The 16,825-nt window shown below is 39.4% G+C and carries 12 protein-coding genes; 11 read left to right on the top strand and 1 reads right to left on the bottom strand.

Annotated elements, in window-relative coordinates:
- Window positions 1-8 precede the first annotated feature (8 nt).
- The 10 genes from LPB86_RS10390 to LPB86_RS10435 all read left to right on the top strand — a co-directional run bounded on the left by LPB86_RS10390 (window position 9) and on the right by LPB86_RS10435 (window position 14,320).
- On the top strand, window positions 9-1,499 hold the full coding sequence (locus tag LPB86_RS10390; RefSeq protein WP_230643310.1) for a RagB/SusD family nutrient uptake outer membrane protein: 1,491 nt from the start codon (window positions 9-11) through the stop codon (window positions 1,497-1,499).
- A gap of 29 nt (window positions 1,500-1,528) precedes the next feature.
- Entirely contained in the window at window positions 1,529-2,467 is a 939-nt protein-coding gene (locus LPB86_RS10395; protein WP_230643312.1) for an ABC transporter ATP-binding protein, read from the top strand.
- Between the two features lie 6 nt (window positions 2,468-2,473).
- A complete protein-coding gene (locus tag LPB86_RS10400; protein ID WP_230643315.1) occupies window positions 2,474-4,768 on the top strand; it encodes a Gldg family protein in 2,295 nt (764 codons plus the stop codon).
- Between the two features lie 203 nt (window positions 4,769-4,971).
- A complete protein-coding gene (locus LPB86_RS10405; protein WP_230643318.1) occupies window positions 4,972-5,565 on the top strand; it encodes an RNA polymerase sigma factor in 594 nt (197 codons plus the stop codon).
- A 65-nt stretch (window positions 5,566-5,630) separates the two neighbouring features.
- Window positions 5,631-6,656, top strand: a complete 1,026-nt coding sequence (locus LPB86_RS10410) for a FecR family protein (protein ID WP_230643322.1) — start codon at window positions 5,631-5,633, stop codon at window positions 6,654-6,656.
- Window positions 6,657-6,838: 182 nt separating this feature from the next.
- Window positions 6,839-10,201, top strand: coding sequence for a SusC/RagA family TonB-linked outer membrane protein (locus LPB86_RS10415; protein ID WP_230643326.1), 3,363 nt, complete (start codon window positions 6,839-6,841; stop codon window positions 10,199-10,201).
- A 12-nt stretch (window positions 10,202-10,213) separates the two neighbouring features.
- A complete protein-coding gene (locus LPB86_RS10420) occupies window positions 10,214-11,596 on the top strand; it encodes a RagB/SusD family nutrient uptake outer membrane protein (RefSeq protein ID WP_230643329.1) in 1,383 nt (460 codons plus the stop codon).
- Between the two features lie 43 nt (window positions 11,597-11,639).
- The gene (locus LPB86_RS10425) at window positions 11,640-13,058 is read left to right on the top strand and encodes a TlpA disulfide reductase family protein (protein WP_230643332.1); all 1,419 of its coding nucleotides are present in this window, start codon (window positions 11,640-11,642) and stop codon (window positions 13,056-13,058) included.
- A 36-nt stretch (window positions 13,059-13,094) separates the two neighbouring features.
- A complete protein-coding gene (locus LPB86_RS10430) occupies window positions 13,095-13,487 on the top strand; it encodes an AraC family transcriptional regulator (RefSeq protein ID WP_230643334.1) in 393 nt (130 codons plus the stop codon).
- A 68-nt stretch (window positions 13,488-13,555) separates the two neighbouring features.
- A complete protein-coding gene (locus LPB86_RS10435; protein WP_230643337.1) occupies window positions 13,556-14,320 on the top strand; it encodes an SDR family oxidoreductase in 765 nt (254 codons plus the stop codon).
- Between the two features lie 188 nt (window positions 14,321-14,508).
- Here the strand turns inward: LPB86_RS10435 and LPB86_RS10440 are convergent, their stop codons facing one another.
- Window positions 14,509-15,771 (bottom strand): sodium:proton antiporter, encoded by a 1,263-nt coding sequence (locus LPB86_RS10440; RefSeq protein ID WP_230643339.1) that lies wholly within the window; start codon window positions 15,769-15,771, stop codon window positions 14,509-14,511.
- A gap of 60 nt (window positions 15,772-15,831) precedes the next feature.
- Between LPB86_RS10440 and LPB86_RS10445 the strand changes: the two genes are divergently transcribed.
- Window positions 15,832-16,818, top strand: a complete 987-nt coding sequence (locus tag LPB86_RS10445; protein ID WP_230643341.1) for an FAD:protein FMN transferase — start codon at window positions 15,832-15,834, stop codon at window positions 16,816-16,818.
- Window positions 16,819-16,825: the final 7 nt, after the last annotated feature.

Raw genomic sequence — 16,825 nt, forward strand, 5'->3', positions numbered from 1 at the left:
CAAAAGACATGAAAAGATATTATTATACCCTGTTATTGGTGGGGATTTTAGTTTGCGCAGGCTTAAGCTCCTGTAAAAAAAGCTTTGTAGAAATAGACCAAAAGCAACGTATTGTAGCGACCAAACTGGAGCACTATGATTTGCTGATGAACAGCAGAAAGTTTTATACCCTGGATGAGGGTGGTTTACAAGTAGCCATATTACTAGGAGACGAGGTGTCGGCAGCAGAAAACTTTTTGAGCGACAATGGTACCATTGAAACGCAACGCTTGTTTAGATATGCGGATTTGGTATACGATGACGGAAAAGACTCTTATGATTTAAAATATTTTTTAAATAATTTATATACCTGCAACAAGGTCATCATTGAAGTACCTACCACAGAAGATGGTACAGCACAGCAAAAGCGCAGCTTAATTGCTGAGGCAAAAGCAACCCGGGCATGGATTTATCTGCAAATGATTAATTTGTATGCTAAACCTTACAATGCAATAAGTGCTGCAAACGACCTTGGATTTCCGATCATTGAAACTGCAGATATTGCACACCAGTCTTTTACAAGGCGCACGGTACAGGAGGTTTATGATTTTATGTTAAAAGACCTTACTGAGGCGATCCCTGATTTGCCCCTAAACCAGAAATTTGCGAACCGGATGAGCAAGCCTGCTGCTGAAGCAATTTTAGGTAAAACATACCTATTTATGAACAAATCCGCTGAAGCATTACCTTATTTGGATGCGGCGATAACAGATTTAAGTAAGCAAACTAAACCTGCCAGACTTTACAATTATAACGATGAATTTGACGCCAATTCTACAGGCTCATTTCTGCCAATTGATGAATATGGCGGGCCAAATGGGCCAGGTAATAACCCCAACGACTATACAGAATCTTTGTATGCAGTAAATGTGTACGTGGGGGAATATCAGCCTATAGGCATCGATGGTTTGTTGTTGTCAGACCCAGCCTACAATTTGTACGGTGCTAACGACTTGCGTTTGTTTTTTTATACCGACCTGTTCAGCTCTGGAGATCCAATTCCTGTAAACCCGGCGAACCAGCAAAAAAGGGTTCGTAAATATGGCTATAACAACATTAAGTTTGGTTTGCAGCTACCTGATTTGTACCTGATGCGGGCAGAAAGCAGGGTGCGTGAGGGTAATCTAAGCGGTGGGTTGCAGGATTTGATGACTTTACGAAATAACCGAATGCCAGCGGCAGATGCAACTGTGCCTTCAGCTACGGCATCCAATAAGCTTGCTTTACTCCAATTTATAATTGATGAGCGTGTGCGTGAATTTGCTGCAGAAGGCTACCGCTGGTTTGATATGCGCAGGTTGCACAATGACCCATTGTTGGGTTATACGTTAAAGTCGCATGTTGAATATGACAGCGAAGGAAATGTATCCGCAACACATCCCTTACGCGAAGCCAGGTTGACGCTGCGCTTGCCAAGTCCGTACATCACCGCCAACCCAGGAATGCCCAATAATCCATAACAAACACGATAGAGCAGAATAGATATTAAATGGACAGTATTGTTAAAATAGAGAACCTATCACACCGATATGGCAGGGATTGGGCTGTAAAAGACATCAATTTCGAAATTAAGGAAAATGAAGGAATCCTTGGATTATTAGGTGCCAATGGCGCCGGAAAATCTACCATCATGAACATCCTTTGTGGTGTACTTACGCAAACTACGGGAAACATTTTCATTGGTGGGATAAATCTGGCCAAAGAGCCTGAAAAAGCGAAAAAGTTATTGGGCTTTTTGCCTCAGAACCCACCGCTGTATTTTGATTTTACAGTAAAAGAGTACCTTACTTATTGCGCACACCTTAGACTCATTCCCGAAAAACAAATAGGTGAAGCTGTAGACAGGGCCATGGAAAAATGTGGCGTGGCGCACTTTCACAAACGATTAATCAGTAACCTCTCTGGCGGATACCGCCAGAGGGCCGGTATTGCGCAGGCCATTTTGCACACACCCAGATTAGTGGTGCTGGATGAGCCTACCAACGGTTTAGATCCTAATCAGATCCTGGAAGTTAGGGCATTGATTACAGAGATTGCCGAAGAACGTTCCGTAATCTTCTCCTCACACATTCTTTCTGAGGTGCAGGCCACCTGTAAACATATCAGAATGATAGAAGGTGGGAAAATGGTATTTGAAGACAGTATGGATGCTTTTAACAACTACATCCAGCCAGATAGTTTGCTGGTGAGCTGGCGCAGGCCACCAGCACTTGCTGAAATGCTGGCCATCCCAGGCATTACAAAAGCAGAAGCTTTAATGAACGGGCAGTTTCGATTGCATTTCCTTGAAGACCCTGATATCACCGAAATGGTAATTGATACAAGTGCTGCCCATGATTGGCGTCTTAGGGAAATTAGTCTGGAGAAAAGTTCCCTAGAAGCCATTTTTGCCCAACTATCCAATAAATCAAAGAAATCTGAATCTTAAATAACGATGAAAGTAATTTTAAAAATAGCCAGGCAGGAGTTGGAGACACTGTTCTTCTCGCCTATAGCCTGGTTAATCCTCATTATCTTTTCCCTGCAATGTGGGATTAGCTTTACTGATAAACTGGCCATATTTGAGTCTAGTCAATATAGTGGTACGCAATTGTCAGATTTGACCATTTATATGTTTAGTAGCAGCAGTAGTTTTTTTGCGCAGCTTCAGAAATATTTATACCTCTATATTCCATTGGTTACCATGGGATTAATGAGCAGGGAAACAAGTAGTGGGACTATAAAACTGCTTTTCTCTTCGCCAGTTAAGCTAACTTCTATTATTCTTGGTAAGTATTTATCCATGATGATATATGGCCTGCTGCTGGTTATCATTATGATGACGATTTGCGTTGGCGGGATTTACTCCATACAGAATATAGATTATGGAATACTGTTTTCGAGTCTGCTGGGTCTGTATTTATTGATCTGTGCTTACGCTGCAATAGGATTGTACATGTCTTGCCTTACTTCGTATCAGATGATTGCTGCACTAAGTACTTTGGTGGTACTGGGTGTGCTTAGCTATATTGGTGGAGTATGGCAAAATGTGGCTTTTGTTAGAGACTTGACGTATTTTCTTTCTATTAATGGCCGGGCCGGGCGCTTGTTTTTTGGCTTAATATCCAGTAAAGATCTAGTGTATTTTATCTTGGTAATTGGCTTGTTCTTATTGCTTGCCATTATAAAATTGCAGGATGACAGAAGAGCCAGGGGAATGTTTTCTGCTGTGAGCCGTTATGTGGGGCTTATTGCAACTGTACTTATTTTAGGTTATGTCAGCTCCAGGCCTGCTTTTACAATTTATAGTGATGTAACTGCTCAAAAAACTAATACACTCACCAAGACCAGCCGGGATTTGATTGAGCAGTTTGATAAGCCCTTAAAAATTACGGCATATGTGAACATTCTAGAGCCTACAGCATATTTAGGCTTGCCATCAAACCAGATCAGTGACATGGAGAATTTTGAAAAGTTTATCCGTTTTAAACCTGATATGGAGATGGAATATGTTTATTATTATGACCAGCCATTGGAAGATCCTCGTTCAACTGCAGATGCTGCCGAGTTACTGAAACAGGCAAAGCGGAAAGCAGAAGCAGAACGGATGAACTTTTCAAATATCCTGTCGCCGGTAGAGATCCGTAAAATCATTGATTTACGTTCCGAAAAAAACCGCTTTGTGCGTCAGTTAAACTACGAGGGCAAAACTACCTTTCTACGGATGTTTAATGATCCGCAGGCATACCCAGGTGAGCAGGAAATTTCTGTTGCCCTAAAGCAGTTGTTGGTTAAGGCGCCGAAAATAGGGTTTATTGCCGGACATGATGAACCAAATATAGATGGAATGGCCGAACAGGACTATCAGGATATTGTTTCTTATCTCGGTTCCCGCTCTTCATTAATCAATCTTGGTTATGGTGTATTTACACTTTCGCTGGCTAAAGACATTCCTGCTGATGTAGATGTGCTGGTAATTGCTGACCCATGGAAAGCCTTTACAGCTGCCGAACTAGATAAAATAAACGATTTTATTGCTAAAGGAGGCTCTATGTTAATTGCAGGTGAACCGGGTAGACAGTCTTTTATTAATCCGGTAATTGCGCCATTGGGTGTTCAGTTGAAAAAAGGAATCATCATCCAAAATACAAAAGATATAGGTCTTACTTACGCTCTGGCTCAGTTTTCTGCCGAAGCCGGAGTGATTCCTGCATTTAGAGAGACGGTGAGCTATAGAATTCCGGTTGCCTTGCCTAATGCTGCGGCGCTTAGTTATAGCACTCCGACACCTCAAGCCGGTAAAGCCTTTAAGGTTGCGCCAATGCTGGTAACAGATCCTGATAAAAACTGGAACAGGATTAGCCCTTTGCTGGGAGACTCGCTTAGGTTAAGTTACAATCCCAATGAAGGAGATCAGAAAGGGGTTATTCCTTTGGCTTATGCCCTAAACAGGGAAGTTAATGGGAAAAATCAGAACATACTGGTAATTGGTGATGCCTCTTTTTTCAGTAACGGAGAATTGAGTAAGCAAAATATTAACAAGGCAAATTATGTATTTACACACAATATATTTAGCTGGCTTACTGGCGGAAGTTTTCCTGTAGATGTAAGCAGACCGAGAACCATAGACAACCTACTCACCGTAAGTAGGGGAGATATTTCTATTTTTCAAATCATTTACCTTGGCATCATCCCTGGTCTAATTGGGGTTTTTGGAGCCATTTTACTGATCCGAAGGAAAAGGAATTAGCATTATACCGCAACTAAATATAAAAGACCAGATCAGTTAACTGTCCTGGTCTTTTATATTAAATGTACCTTAGCGTCAACATTTATCTCTTTAGCTAATTCATTTTGTTGCCACAGCAGAAAATATAGTTGAGGTCTTTACATGACTCTGCAGGATTGTGTAAGATTGAATGGCAAGTTCACTTAATTTGATATATTAGCCATATGGAAAATAAGGAACTGAAAGATGAAAAGTTGATCCTGGCGCAAATCGCTACGGGTAATCAGCATGCTTTCAGTATACTATTTGATTTTTACAGAAACAAAGTTTATGCTTACGCCTTAAAACTGCTCCATTCAGAAGAACTATCTAAGGAGATTGTTCAGGAAATATTTATTAAAATCTGGATAAAAAGAGAAGTACTGCCTAATGTTGACAATTTTGGCGGTTATTTGCGTGTCATTTCTAAAAACGAAACGTTAAATGAGCTAAAAAGGATTGCTATAGAACAAAAAAACTTTAGTTTGAGCCAAAAAGATTGGACAGAAGTCAATTCAGATACCCAAAATTCTATTGAATACAGGGATACCAAACAATTGGTTGATCAGGCGATTGCGAATTTGTCTCCGCAGCAAAAAATAGTCTATCAACTTTGCCAGATGCAGGGTATGAAACAAAAAGAAGTAGCTGAACAACTAAACATTTCTCCATTAACAGTAAAAGTACATTTGCGCGAAGCCGTAAAATACATCCGTAACTTTTTGCAACAGCACGGCGTACCTTTTATATTTTTTTTAATCTTCACTACTCCCTTTTAGTTTTTGAGTTGTCATGTTAATAAAGGGGGTATCACAGGGGCTCAGCTTTTAATTACAATTGTATCATGGAACAACAGCGATTTACGTATTTATTTCAAGCCTATGTAAATAAAGAGGCTTCTTCTAAAGAACAAGCGGAATTAATGAGCCTGTTGAAGGAGGGCAAATATGCTGCTCCCCTGGATCTCTTGATGGACGATCTTTGGAATACCGTTGGTCCTGTTCCTATGGCTAAGGCAGAAGCCGATGAAATTTTAAGAAAAGTTTTGTCCGCAGAACCGGAGATCAAAGAAAAACGTATTTCCTTATATAGGTTGTGGTTACCCTGGGCTGCTGCTGTTATCATCTTGCTTACTGCTGGGTTGTTTTTCTTTAACAATTTTTCAAGTAAACCTGCTGCACAGTTTATGGTTAAAAATCAAGTTAAGGAAAGTGGAGCAACGTTAGTAGCGGCATCGGCAAAAGAACATAAAAAGATAAAACTACCGGATGGTAGTACAGTGATTTTAAACAATGAAAGTACATTAGAATATCCGGCCCAATTTACAAGTACCACAAGAGAGGTTACACTTAGAGGCGAAGGTTATTTTGATGTTATTCACGATAGTAGTAAATCCTTTATTGTGCATACCGGCAAAATTAAGACAGTAGTTTTAGGTACTGCTTTTAATGTAAAGGCTTACACCAAGAACAAAGATGTAGTGGTTACCGTAACCAGGGGAAAGGTGAGTGTTCAAAATGAGCAGCAATTGCTGGGTATCATTGTTCCTAACCAGCAAATCGTATTTAGTAAGGATGTTAAAAAGTCTAAACTTGTACCTGTAAAGGCGTTATCTGTGGTGCAATGGCAGGAAAAGGATTTATTCTTTGATGATGTTTCTATGGAACAAGCGATGTCGATGCTGTCTACACGCTTTGGTACAAAGATTACTTTTGCGAATGAAAAAACAAAAAACTGCCGTTTTACGGCTACCTTTTTAAACGGAGAATCACTTGATGAAATTCTAAGATTAATCTGTTCATATAACAATGCACAATACCGAACCATCGCTGGAGGAATAACCATCAAAGGCGAAGGATGTGAATCCTAAATAATAATTAATTAATCAATCAACCAAAAACCCAATCAGAATGAAAAAAAACTACCAACTACGTATTTAAAAGAAAAGACTCCTTGTCGCTAAACAAGGAGCCTGATGCTGTTGCTTGCAGCTCTAACTGTAAGACAACCGTTTAAACAACTTTTCGATGATCATTTAAAACTTTTAAATTTATGAAATTTTCTGCAATAACAGCAGAGGGTAGGGAGAATTGTATATTCTTTGCTGCTTCCACCAAGTCACGATTTTTAATTCGTCAGCTTATGCGCATTAGCTTAATCACAGCAATTCTATGGTCAACCTCAATAAATTGCCTGTTTGCCCTGGATAGTAAAGCCCAGTCGCTGGGCAAGGTTCAGGTCACACTCGAATTTAAAAACGAGAGCGTATTGTCTGTGTTAAAAAAGATTGAACAATCTACGCCGTTCCGTTTCATGTACAGAAATACAGAACTGAAAGCATTAAAAAGCATCAGTTTATCTTCCGAAAGCCGTTCTGTAGAAGAACTTTTAAACCTTATCCTGGTTAAGGATGGTTTTAGTTACGAACAAGTTGGCAGTCAGATTTTAATCTCTAAATCAAAAACTCCTGCTGCCATGGCTAATGAGCTGCAACAAGTGCGGGTAACAGGTATGGTAACAGATGAAGATGGTGGACCTTTGCCGGGAGTAACCATTAGAGTTAAAGGAAACAATTCTATTAGTACAGCTACAGATTTAAATGGTCATTTTAACATTAATGTCGCTGATAAAAGTACAGTACTTATTTTTAGTTATGTTGGTTTCATCAGCAGGGAAGTAGTTATTGGAGATCAAACTTCCTTAAAAGTTGAGTTGAAGGCATCTGCAGGAAGCTTAAATGAAGTAGTTGTGATTGGATACGGCACCGCAGTTCGTAAAGATTTAACAGGTTCTGTTTCCAGCATATCTGCAGAGACTATAGCAAAACAACCCGTAGGTAATGTGCTAAATAGTATGCAAGGAAGAATGGCTGGTGTGCAAGTTGCGCAATCCAATGGCTTGCCAGGTTCTGGTGTATCTATTACGATTAGAGGTCGTAATTCCTTACTTAGCGGTAATTTACCATTATATATCGTTGATGGGGTACCCTTTACTTTTTACAATTCCATTGTCTCTCCTCCATCAGATAACTTGAATGGAACGGGAATTTACGCTGCAAGCAGCGGTATAAGCCCTTTCAATAGCTTAAATCCAAACGATGTGGAAAGCATTAGTGTATTGAAAGATGCAGATGCTACAGCAATCTATGGTGCCAGAGGAGCCAATGGCGTAGTGCTAATAACGACTAAAAAAGGTAAGGCCGGAAAAACCAAACTTGATTTAAATGTGAGTTCCGGGATTGGAAAAGTTGGACATTATATTCCTATGCTTAGTGGAGAAGAATATCTGGCTTTAAGAAAAGAAGCTTTTGCCAATGATAATGTTGCACCGAATATCACCTCAGCACCCGACCTGCTTTCCTGGAGCCAAACTGAATTTACAAACTGGCAAAAAACTTTAATTGGTGGCACTGCGAAATATACAGACGCTCAGGCGACCCTGTCTGGTGGTAATGAAAATACGAATTTTACTTTTGGAACAGGTTATCATAAGGAGTCGACAGTATACCCCGGTGATAGTGGTCAGGATCGCTTTTCAGGTAGAATGAATGTACAGCATACTTCAACGAATAAAAAGTTTTATGCTTTATTTTCTACAACATATTCAAATGATGTAACCGATCTGCCATCTACAGATTTGGCGGGATTATATAACCTGCCACCAAATTATAATGCTTATAAACCTAATGGTGATTTAAATTATGTTCGTGGCATAACCAACCCATTTTCTTATTTACAGCAGCAATATAAAGGAACCACTGTTCATTTCAATACTAACGCAAATATGCGATATGAAATTTTGCAAGGATTAAATTTAAAGGCAAGTCTTGGTTATGCTACCATCACGTTAGATCAAAACTCAAGATTCCCGGCGTCATCCAAAAACAATGCTACTGCTGTTCAGGTAAGTTCTGCATCGTTTGCAAATAATTCTTCAAGGTCTTATATTATAGAGCCTCAATTAGAATATGACAGGCAAATTTTAAAGGGCAAATTAAATGCACTAATTGGTACTACTTTGCAGCAAAATGAGGCAAAGGGATATAGCAATACAGGCACAGGGTACAGTAATGATGGTTTATTGGGTGTATTATCAGCAGCTTCTACCACTAGTTTAGGTAATAGCTACGATTTTTATCGATACAATTCCATATTCGGTCGTTTGAATTATAATTGGGATGGTAAGTATATACTTAGTGGTACACTTCGTCGGGACGGCTCTTCAAAATTCGGAGAAAATTATAAATTTGGAACTTTTGGTGCAGTTGGTGCCGCCTATGTTTTTTCTGAAGAAGAACTGGTTAAAGAAAAACTTCCATTTTTGAGTTATGGAAAATTACGATCTAGTTACGGGGTAACTGGAAATGATCAAATAAGTAATTATCAGGGTATTAATACGTATTTAACGGCTGGAAATTCCTCTGCGTATCAGGGAACTTCAATTCAATATCCCGCAAGACTAGCAAATCCAGACATCAGGTGGGAGCGGACTAAAAAGTTTGAAGGTGCATTAGAGCTTGGCTTTTTTAAAGACAGAATTTTATTAACCGCAGCTTACTATAGAAACATTTCAGATAACCAGATCATTTATATCAATACTGCAGGTCAAGTTGGATTTTCTGAGTATTTGGGCAATTTTGATGCTAAAGTAGAAAATAAAGGGCTTGAATTTGAGTTTACCACCACCAATATAAAGTCTGATAATTTTACCTGGACCAGCTCATTCAATTACACGCAGTCTAGTACAAAACTATTATCTTTCCCTGATCTAGAGTCTTCAACAGCCTACAAAAATCAATTTGTTGTTGGAGAATCTCCATCTCTGCGCAGATTGTATGTTTATAACGGAATAGATCCTGCTACAGGCAAAATTTTATATCAGACTTCCAATGCCAATGGTATACCGAGTTTTGTTACTGATCAGGTTGTGGCCAGAGTGGGGCATCCATACTATGGAGGCTTAACCAATACATTCAACTATAAACAATTTGAATTAGGTTTTTTTCTTCAATTTAGCCATTCATATGGTAGCGTAAATAGTGTGACAGGAACTTTGGGTTCCTTAAGTAATCAAAACTCTTCAACATTAAACCATTGGAGAAATGATGGAAATCAGGCTGTATTCCCTGCACCGTCACAGACTGCTAATCCAGTTTACAATTCTTATGGATTTTATTATAACAGCTCCACGTTTTTCTATCAGGATGCATCCTGGTTAAAACTTAGAAACGTAAATGTAGCTTATCAATTTCCTTCAAGACTAACTTCAAAAATCAAAGTTTCGAATTTAAGAGTTTACGGACAAGCACAGAACTTATGGACCATTACAAAAAATAAATATGTATATGATCCGGAAACAGGTACATCCATGCCTGCCCTTAGAACAATGGTTATTGGTTTAAATGCATCATTTTAATCTTAAAGCTTTATGAAAATTTTTATAAAAGTCATTTTTGCAAGCTGTTTAATCAGCATCACTTTATTTTCTTCCTGTAAAAAATACTTGGAAGTTGGCGCGCCTATCAATCAGGTAGATAGTAAGGTTGCGTTTTCCACTGAGGTTGCGGCCTTAAGTTCTGTATCCGGTCTATATAATAACCCAAACTTTGTAGCTCATACCGGATACCCTGAGTATCCTCTTGTATCGGCAGTATCTTATCTCACTGGAATGGCTGCTGACGAAGTATATGATGTTTATCCTTATTATGAATCATTCAGGACAAATACAATTCCCGCAGCAGATAACCTTAACAATAATATGTGGAATTCTGCCTATAAAGAGATTCATTTTATTAATGTGGCAATAGAAGGTTTGACAGCAAGTACCGGCATTAGTGAAGCTTCAAGAAAACAATTGCTGGGTGAATGTTATACATTGAGGGCATTGTGCTTTTTTTACCTGACCAATATGTATGGCGATGTGCCTTTAGTGCTAACTTCTTCAGTAGCTACAAATGCAACGATGCCAAGAACCGCACAGACTGCTGTTTATGCACAGATGGTTGCAGATCTTACTACCGCCCAATCTTTGCTCACAGATGCGTATCCTACGGCTTTAAGGGTAAGGATTAATAAAACGGCTGCTACAGCATTGCTGGCAAGGGTATATCTTTATCAGCAAAACTGGGCTGCTGCAGAAAGCCAGGCTTCTTCTATCATCAACAATACCAATTATGGTCTAGCAAATATAGATAACACCTTTATTAATACCAGTTCGGAAACGATCTGGCAGTTATTTACGCCCTTTGGATATAATATATATGGCAGGAATTATATTCCAGCTGGTACTGCTATTGAAAATGTAATCTATGTTTCTCTGGAAACAAGTTTCGAGGCAGGAGATCAGCGAAAGGTAAAATGGATGAAAGCTGGAACCGCTTCTGGTATTCCGGCGTATTATCCATTTAAGTATAAACTTCCAGCATCCACTACAGCAGGAAACGAATATCTGGTAATGTTTAGGTTGTCTGAGCAATACCTGATTCGTGCGGAAGCCCGTGCACATCAGTCAAAATTAACGGGAATTGGCAGCGCTGCAGAAGATCTTCTGGCAGTCCGCGCAAGGGCAGGTTTAGGAAATGTTACAGCTACTGATGAGCCCGGAATGTTACTAGCTATTGAAAATGAGCGTTACCATGAACTCTTTACAGAAGGACACCGCTGGTTTGATTTGAAACGCACAGGCAGGGCTACTGCCGTACTAGGTCCCAAAAAGCCTGGCTGGAAATCTACGGCCGTGCTGTACCCAATACCCGCTCAGCAAAGATTAATTAATAAAACTTTGACTCAAAATCTAGGCTACGAAAATTAGATCTACGGAGGGTCAGAAATGACTCTCCTTTCACCCTACCTTCATGAAAAAACAAATTTTATACTTCATCTTATTGCTCTTTTTCTCAGTGTCAGTTGTGGCTCAGGAACAACAACCAGTTCCTGTTGAACTAAAAAAACTAATCGATGGTAAGGATGCCAGTCAAATCAATAAAATACTTGATTCACTTGTTTCAACGGATAAAGAGGCGAACCTTAACTTATTGATTTCTTTTTATACTACTAAACGAAATCCAGCTAAGATAGATTCCATCCGTAAACTGGCCATTCAAAAATTCCCCAATGGTTTTGCTGCTTTCGATGCACTATCAGATAAAATATATTATGAAACAGATCCTGTAAAGAATGAAGCTAACTATAAACAACTCATCTCCCAGTTTGGTAAAGTTCCGGAACTTGCTGGTCACAAATATTTTGATTTTTCCAGGCACTTTGTAGCACTTACGTTTAGAAATAACCCGAAAAAGGTAATTTATTACCTTAACTTGGTTCAGGATAGCTTATACAAAACTCAATCTTACTCTTATGCAGCACGGGAAACATACGCGCGTAAAGAATATGCTTTGGCAGAAACTTTGATCAGAAAAGCCATAACTGAGGAAAGTAATCGGAATTCAGAAAAGACCCCTGCCTACTATGCCTATGCCAAACAATTAGCAGCGGTATTATATGCAAACAGTAAGTTTAAAGAGGGCTTGAAGTATGCCCGGGAAGTAAAGGAGGCTGATAAAAAGGAAGATAAACCCTTTGATGATACATTCCTGAAGCTTTTAATCTCGAATAAGCAATATAAGGATGCATATCCATTAATTGTAGCTAGAATTAAAGAAGGCACCGCATCTGCGGAAATAAAAGGAGGTTTTAGAAATGCGTATGTTGCCGAAAAAGGTACTGATGATGGTTTTACGGAATTTGAAGCGGAACTTTACGCATCATTGAAAGCTAAATTGCGAGCGGATTTGGAGAAAAAGATGGTTAGAGAACCTGCGACGAATTTCTCACTTAAGGACTTAAATGGGCAGCTAGTCTCGCTGGCTGATTTAAAAGGAAAAATTGTTATCCTTGATTTTTGGGCCACTTGGTGTGCGCCCTGTAAAGCTTCTTTTCCTGCCATGCAAATGGCGGTAAATAAATATGAAAAGGATCCTAATGTGAAATTTCTGTTTATACATACTTGGGAGAAAACTCAGACGGCTGTTAAAGATGCAAGAGATTACATTAAAGCTAATAACTATAACTTTCAGGTGCTGATGGATTTGAAAGATCCTGTTACAAAAATTAACAAAACGATAAGTGACTACAAGGTTAAGGGCATTCCTGCTAAGTTTGTGATTGATGGTAATGGCGATATACGATTTCAGTTAATGGGTTTTGATGGTAGTAACGAAGCTGCTGTTGAAGAATTATCTATGATGATAGATATGATAAAAAGTGGTAAATAATTTTGCATTTGTATCTTTGGATTAAAATCCTGAGCCATGCCGTTACCTAAAAAAATCGTATCCCGAAAAGATGAAATTACCAATGATTTCATAAAGCTAGTGCATGACCATGTGGCTGATCTGAAAAATGGGCAGGTCAACCACATGTGTCATACCAGCGATTACGCAAAGCTCCTTTTTATACACCCGCGACACCTTACGAATACCATTAAACTGACTACAGGGAAATCACCTTGTGACTGGGGAGAGGAACTGGTGATCGCTGAAGTGCAGCAACTGTTAAGGGAAACAGAACTCTCGATAGCTCAGATAGGCTACCGCTTTGCCTACACTGAACCCACTAACTTTGTGAAGTTCTATAAATCTATGACGGGAACCACTCCACTTAAATACCGCAAAAGCATAAGGGAAGAAAAATTATCGACATAAAATACTGAAGACTGCACCATTTTTGAGGGCTTTACATTGTGCAAATTTGTATCAACAAAAAATAAGACATGGAAAGTTCAACTAAAATAGCATTGGTAACCGGCGGTAGTCGCGGTTTAGGTAAAAACATGGCATTGGCCATTGCAAATAAGGGTATTGATGTTGTAATTACTTACAACAGTAAAAAAGAAGAAGCGGAGGAAGTGGTTGCTGAAATCAGGCAATTGGGTCGCAAAGCGGCAGCATTACAACTCAGTGTAGGAGAGGTAAAGACCTTTGATAGCTTCATTTCGGAGCTGAAAACAGTATTAGCAGATACTTTTTCTGCAAATCAAATCAATTTTCTGATCAACAATGCAGGTATCGGAATCAACGCAGCTTTTGCAGAAACAACCGAAGAACAGTTTGATGCTTTATTAAACATCCAATTTAAAGGGGTATTCTTTTTAACTCAAAAGGCACTGGCCATTATAGCCGATGGAGGAAGGATTGTAAACATTTCTACAGGATTGGCCAGGTTTGCCACGCCGGGGTATGCCGCTTATGCATCGATGAAAGGTGCGATAGAAACTTTAACAAAATATCAGGCAAAAGAATTAGGTGCAAAGGGTATTGCGGTAAATGTTGTTGCACCAGGTGCAATTGAAACAGATTTTGGTGGTGGAATGGTACGCGATAATGAACACGTAAACAAACATCTTGCCTCTGTAACTTCTCTTGGTAGAGTTGGTTTGCCAGATGATATTGGAGGTGTAGTTGCCTTTTTGTGTACTGAAGAAGCCAGGTGGATCAATGCACAGCGCATAGAAGTTTCTGGCGGGATGTTTTTGTAGATCCATCCTAAATTTATTTTAAAGGCAGTTTGGGTGAAAATCTAATTGAGTTTTTTGTCTGATTGGCAATTATAACATGATAAGCATTTTCACTTAACCTGCCTTTACTCTCTATTACATGTGCTGGATAGTCAGATTTATTTGCCGACTTATACTAGCTTTGCTGTGCAGAATTGAACTTCTTTTCATCAATCTGTTAGTTTATTTACCACTTTGTTAAGTGTTAAACCCTGCACAATAATAGAAAATACAACGATAATGTAGCTTATGGATACAATCATCGGCTTAAATTCTGAATCAGGAAGTGATAAGGCTAAAGCAACGGAAATGCCTCCTCTTAAACCTGCCCAGATGACTATAATGATGCGTTTGTTCGGCAAAGCCAGGCGACGACCTAACAGCATTGCAGGAGCAGTTATACTGACTGCTCTGGCTATTAAAACGAATACAATAGCTAGTAAACTGATTAGCCAATAGGCAGCGTAAAAGTGTATTACTGCAATTTGCAGGCCTATCATTACAAAAAGAATGGTATTTAAAAGATCATCTATCAGACCCCAGATTTTGTTTAAAATTGTGTTTAATGGTACTGCATCATCTGTACTGGCCAGCTTAACATTGCTCAGCATTAATCCAGCTGCAACAGCGGCAAGTGGAATGGATACATGAAGTAAGCCACCTAATACGGCTATACCCATTACCATGGCAATGGTGATCATGAGGATAGTTTGAAGATCTGCAATTCTTTTGATCAGGTAGCTGCAAATTAATGCCGAAGCCAAACCCAGCAACACACCACCAAATACTTCCTGGGTAAACAGCTGAAGGGTATGCGACCAGGTAAAAACTACGCTGGAATCTTCTGTAAGTTCGCGCAGGATTACAAATAGCAAAATTCCGGCACCATCGTTAAACAAAGATTCTCCGCCAATAATGGTTTCAAGAGATTTGGGGATTCTTGATTTCTTTAATACAGAAAGTACTGCCACAGGATCGGTAGGAGAGATGAGCGCCCCAAAAAGTAAACAATATAGTATCGGGACATCTATTCCGAAAAATGGGAGTGTATAGTAAAATAGGAAGCCAAATATTGTTGTAGAACCTACAACACCAACTGTACTTAATATGAGTACCGGGAACTTTTGTTGTTTTAATTTTTCAAAATCGAAATGTAAGGCACTTGCAAAAAGAAGAAAGGCAAGCATAACATCGAGTAGCGTCCGGGTAAAGTCTACACTCGCATTTAGCTCTTTAATGAAATGAAAAGCTGTAGGGAGAGATTTACCCGCAATTAGGATGATGATGGACAGCACGATGGAGATGACCATAATGCCAATAGTTCCGGGAAGTTTAACGTATCGTTGGTTGATGTAAGATATGAGGGAACTAACAGTAAAAAGTGCGGCAATAGTGGTAAAGGTATCCATAAATTGCACTTGCACATTAATCATGCCTGCTATTGAGAAATGTACAAATTGATGGATTTATCGGGAATTTTATAATTTTATACCATGAAATGTGCTTTACTTATACTAATGCTCCTGCTGGGTTTTAACGCAAACGCCCAGGTATTGAAAAAGAGAACCGTAAAGTTGATGGGGAGCAGGTGGGATATAACCATAGTGGCCAAAGATACTGCTGAAGCGGAGCACAATATTGATGTGGTAATTGCGGAAGTAAGTCGAATAGAAAACCTGATCTCCGACTGGAAGCCAGAATCGCAGGTATCTCAGGTTAGCAGCAATTCCGGGATTCGTCCCGTTAAGGTAGACAGAGAGGTATTTGAACTGACTGAACGCGCACTAGAGCTATCGGAGATTAGCGATGGGGCGTTTGACATTAGTTTTGCGGCGATGGACAGGATTTGGAAATTTGATGGCTCCATGACGGAGATGCCATCTGCAGACAGGATTAAAAAATCAGTTGAGAAAGTAGGTTATAAGAATATTGTTCTTGATCGTGCCAACTCTACTATTTTTTTAAAGTTAGCCGGCATGAAAATAGGCTTTGGCGCATTAGGTGAGGGCTATGCGGCAGACAAATGCCGCGAACTAATGCTGAGCCGGGGGATTAAGGCGGGAATTGTAAATGGCTCTGGAGATATGAGCACCTGGGGCAAACAACCTAATGGTAAAGACTGGTCCATTGGCATTACTAACCCTATGAAGGAAGATACGATAATTGCGGTGATGCCGCTAAAAAAGGGTGCTGTTGTAACTTCCGGGAGTTATGAGAAATATGTAGTTTTTGATGGAAAGCGTTATTCGCATATCATTAATCCAGCTACCGGCTATCCGGCAACTGGCTTATGTAGTGTAACTATTTTTGGACCAAGTGCCGAAAAAGCAAATGGGTTAAGCACCACAATGATGGTGTTGGGAAAAGATGCTGGTCTGCACTTTATAAAAAAGTTTCCAGCTTATCATTACATCATGATCACCGATGATGGAAAGCTGATTTCCTCGCCAGAGCTGAACTTTAAAAAGTATATCTTATAGCAGTTAT

This window comes from Pedobacter sp. MC2016-14 (assembly GCF_020991475.1).
Classification (GTDB): domain Bacteria; phylum Bacteroidota; class Bacteroidia; order Sphingobacteriales; family Sphingobacteriaceae; genus Pedobacter.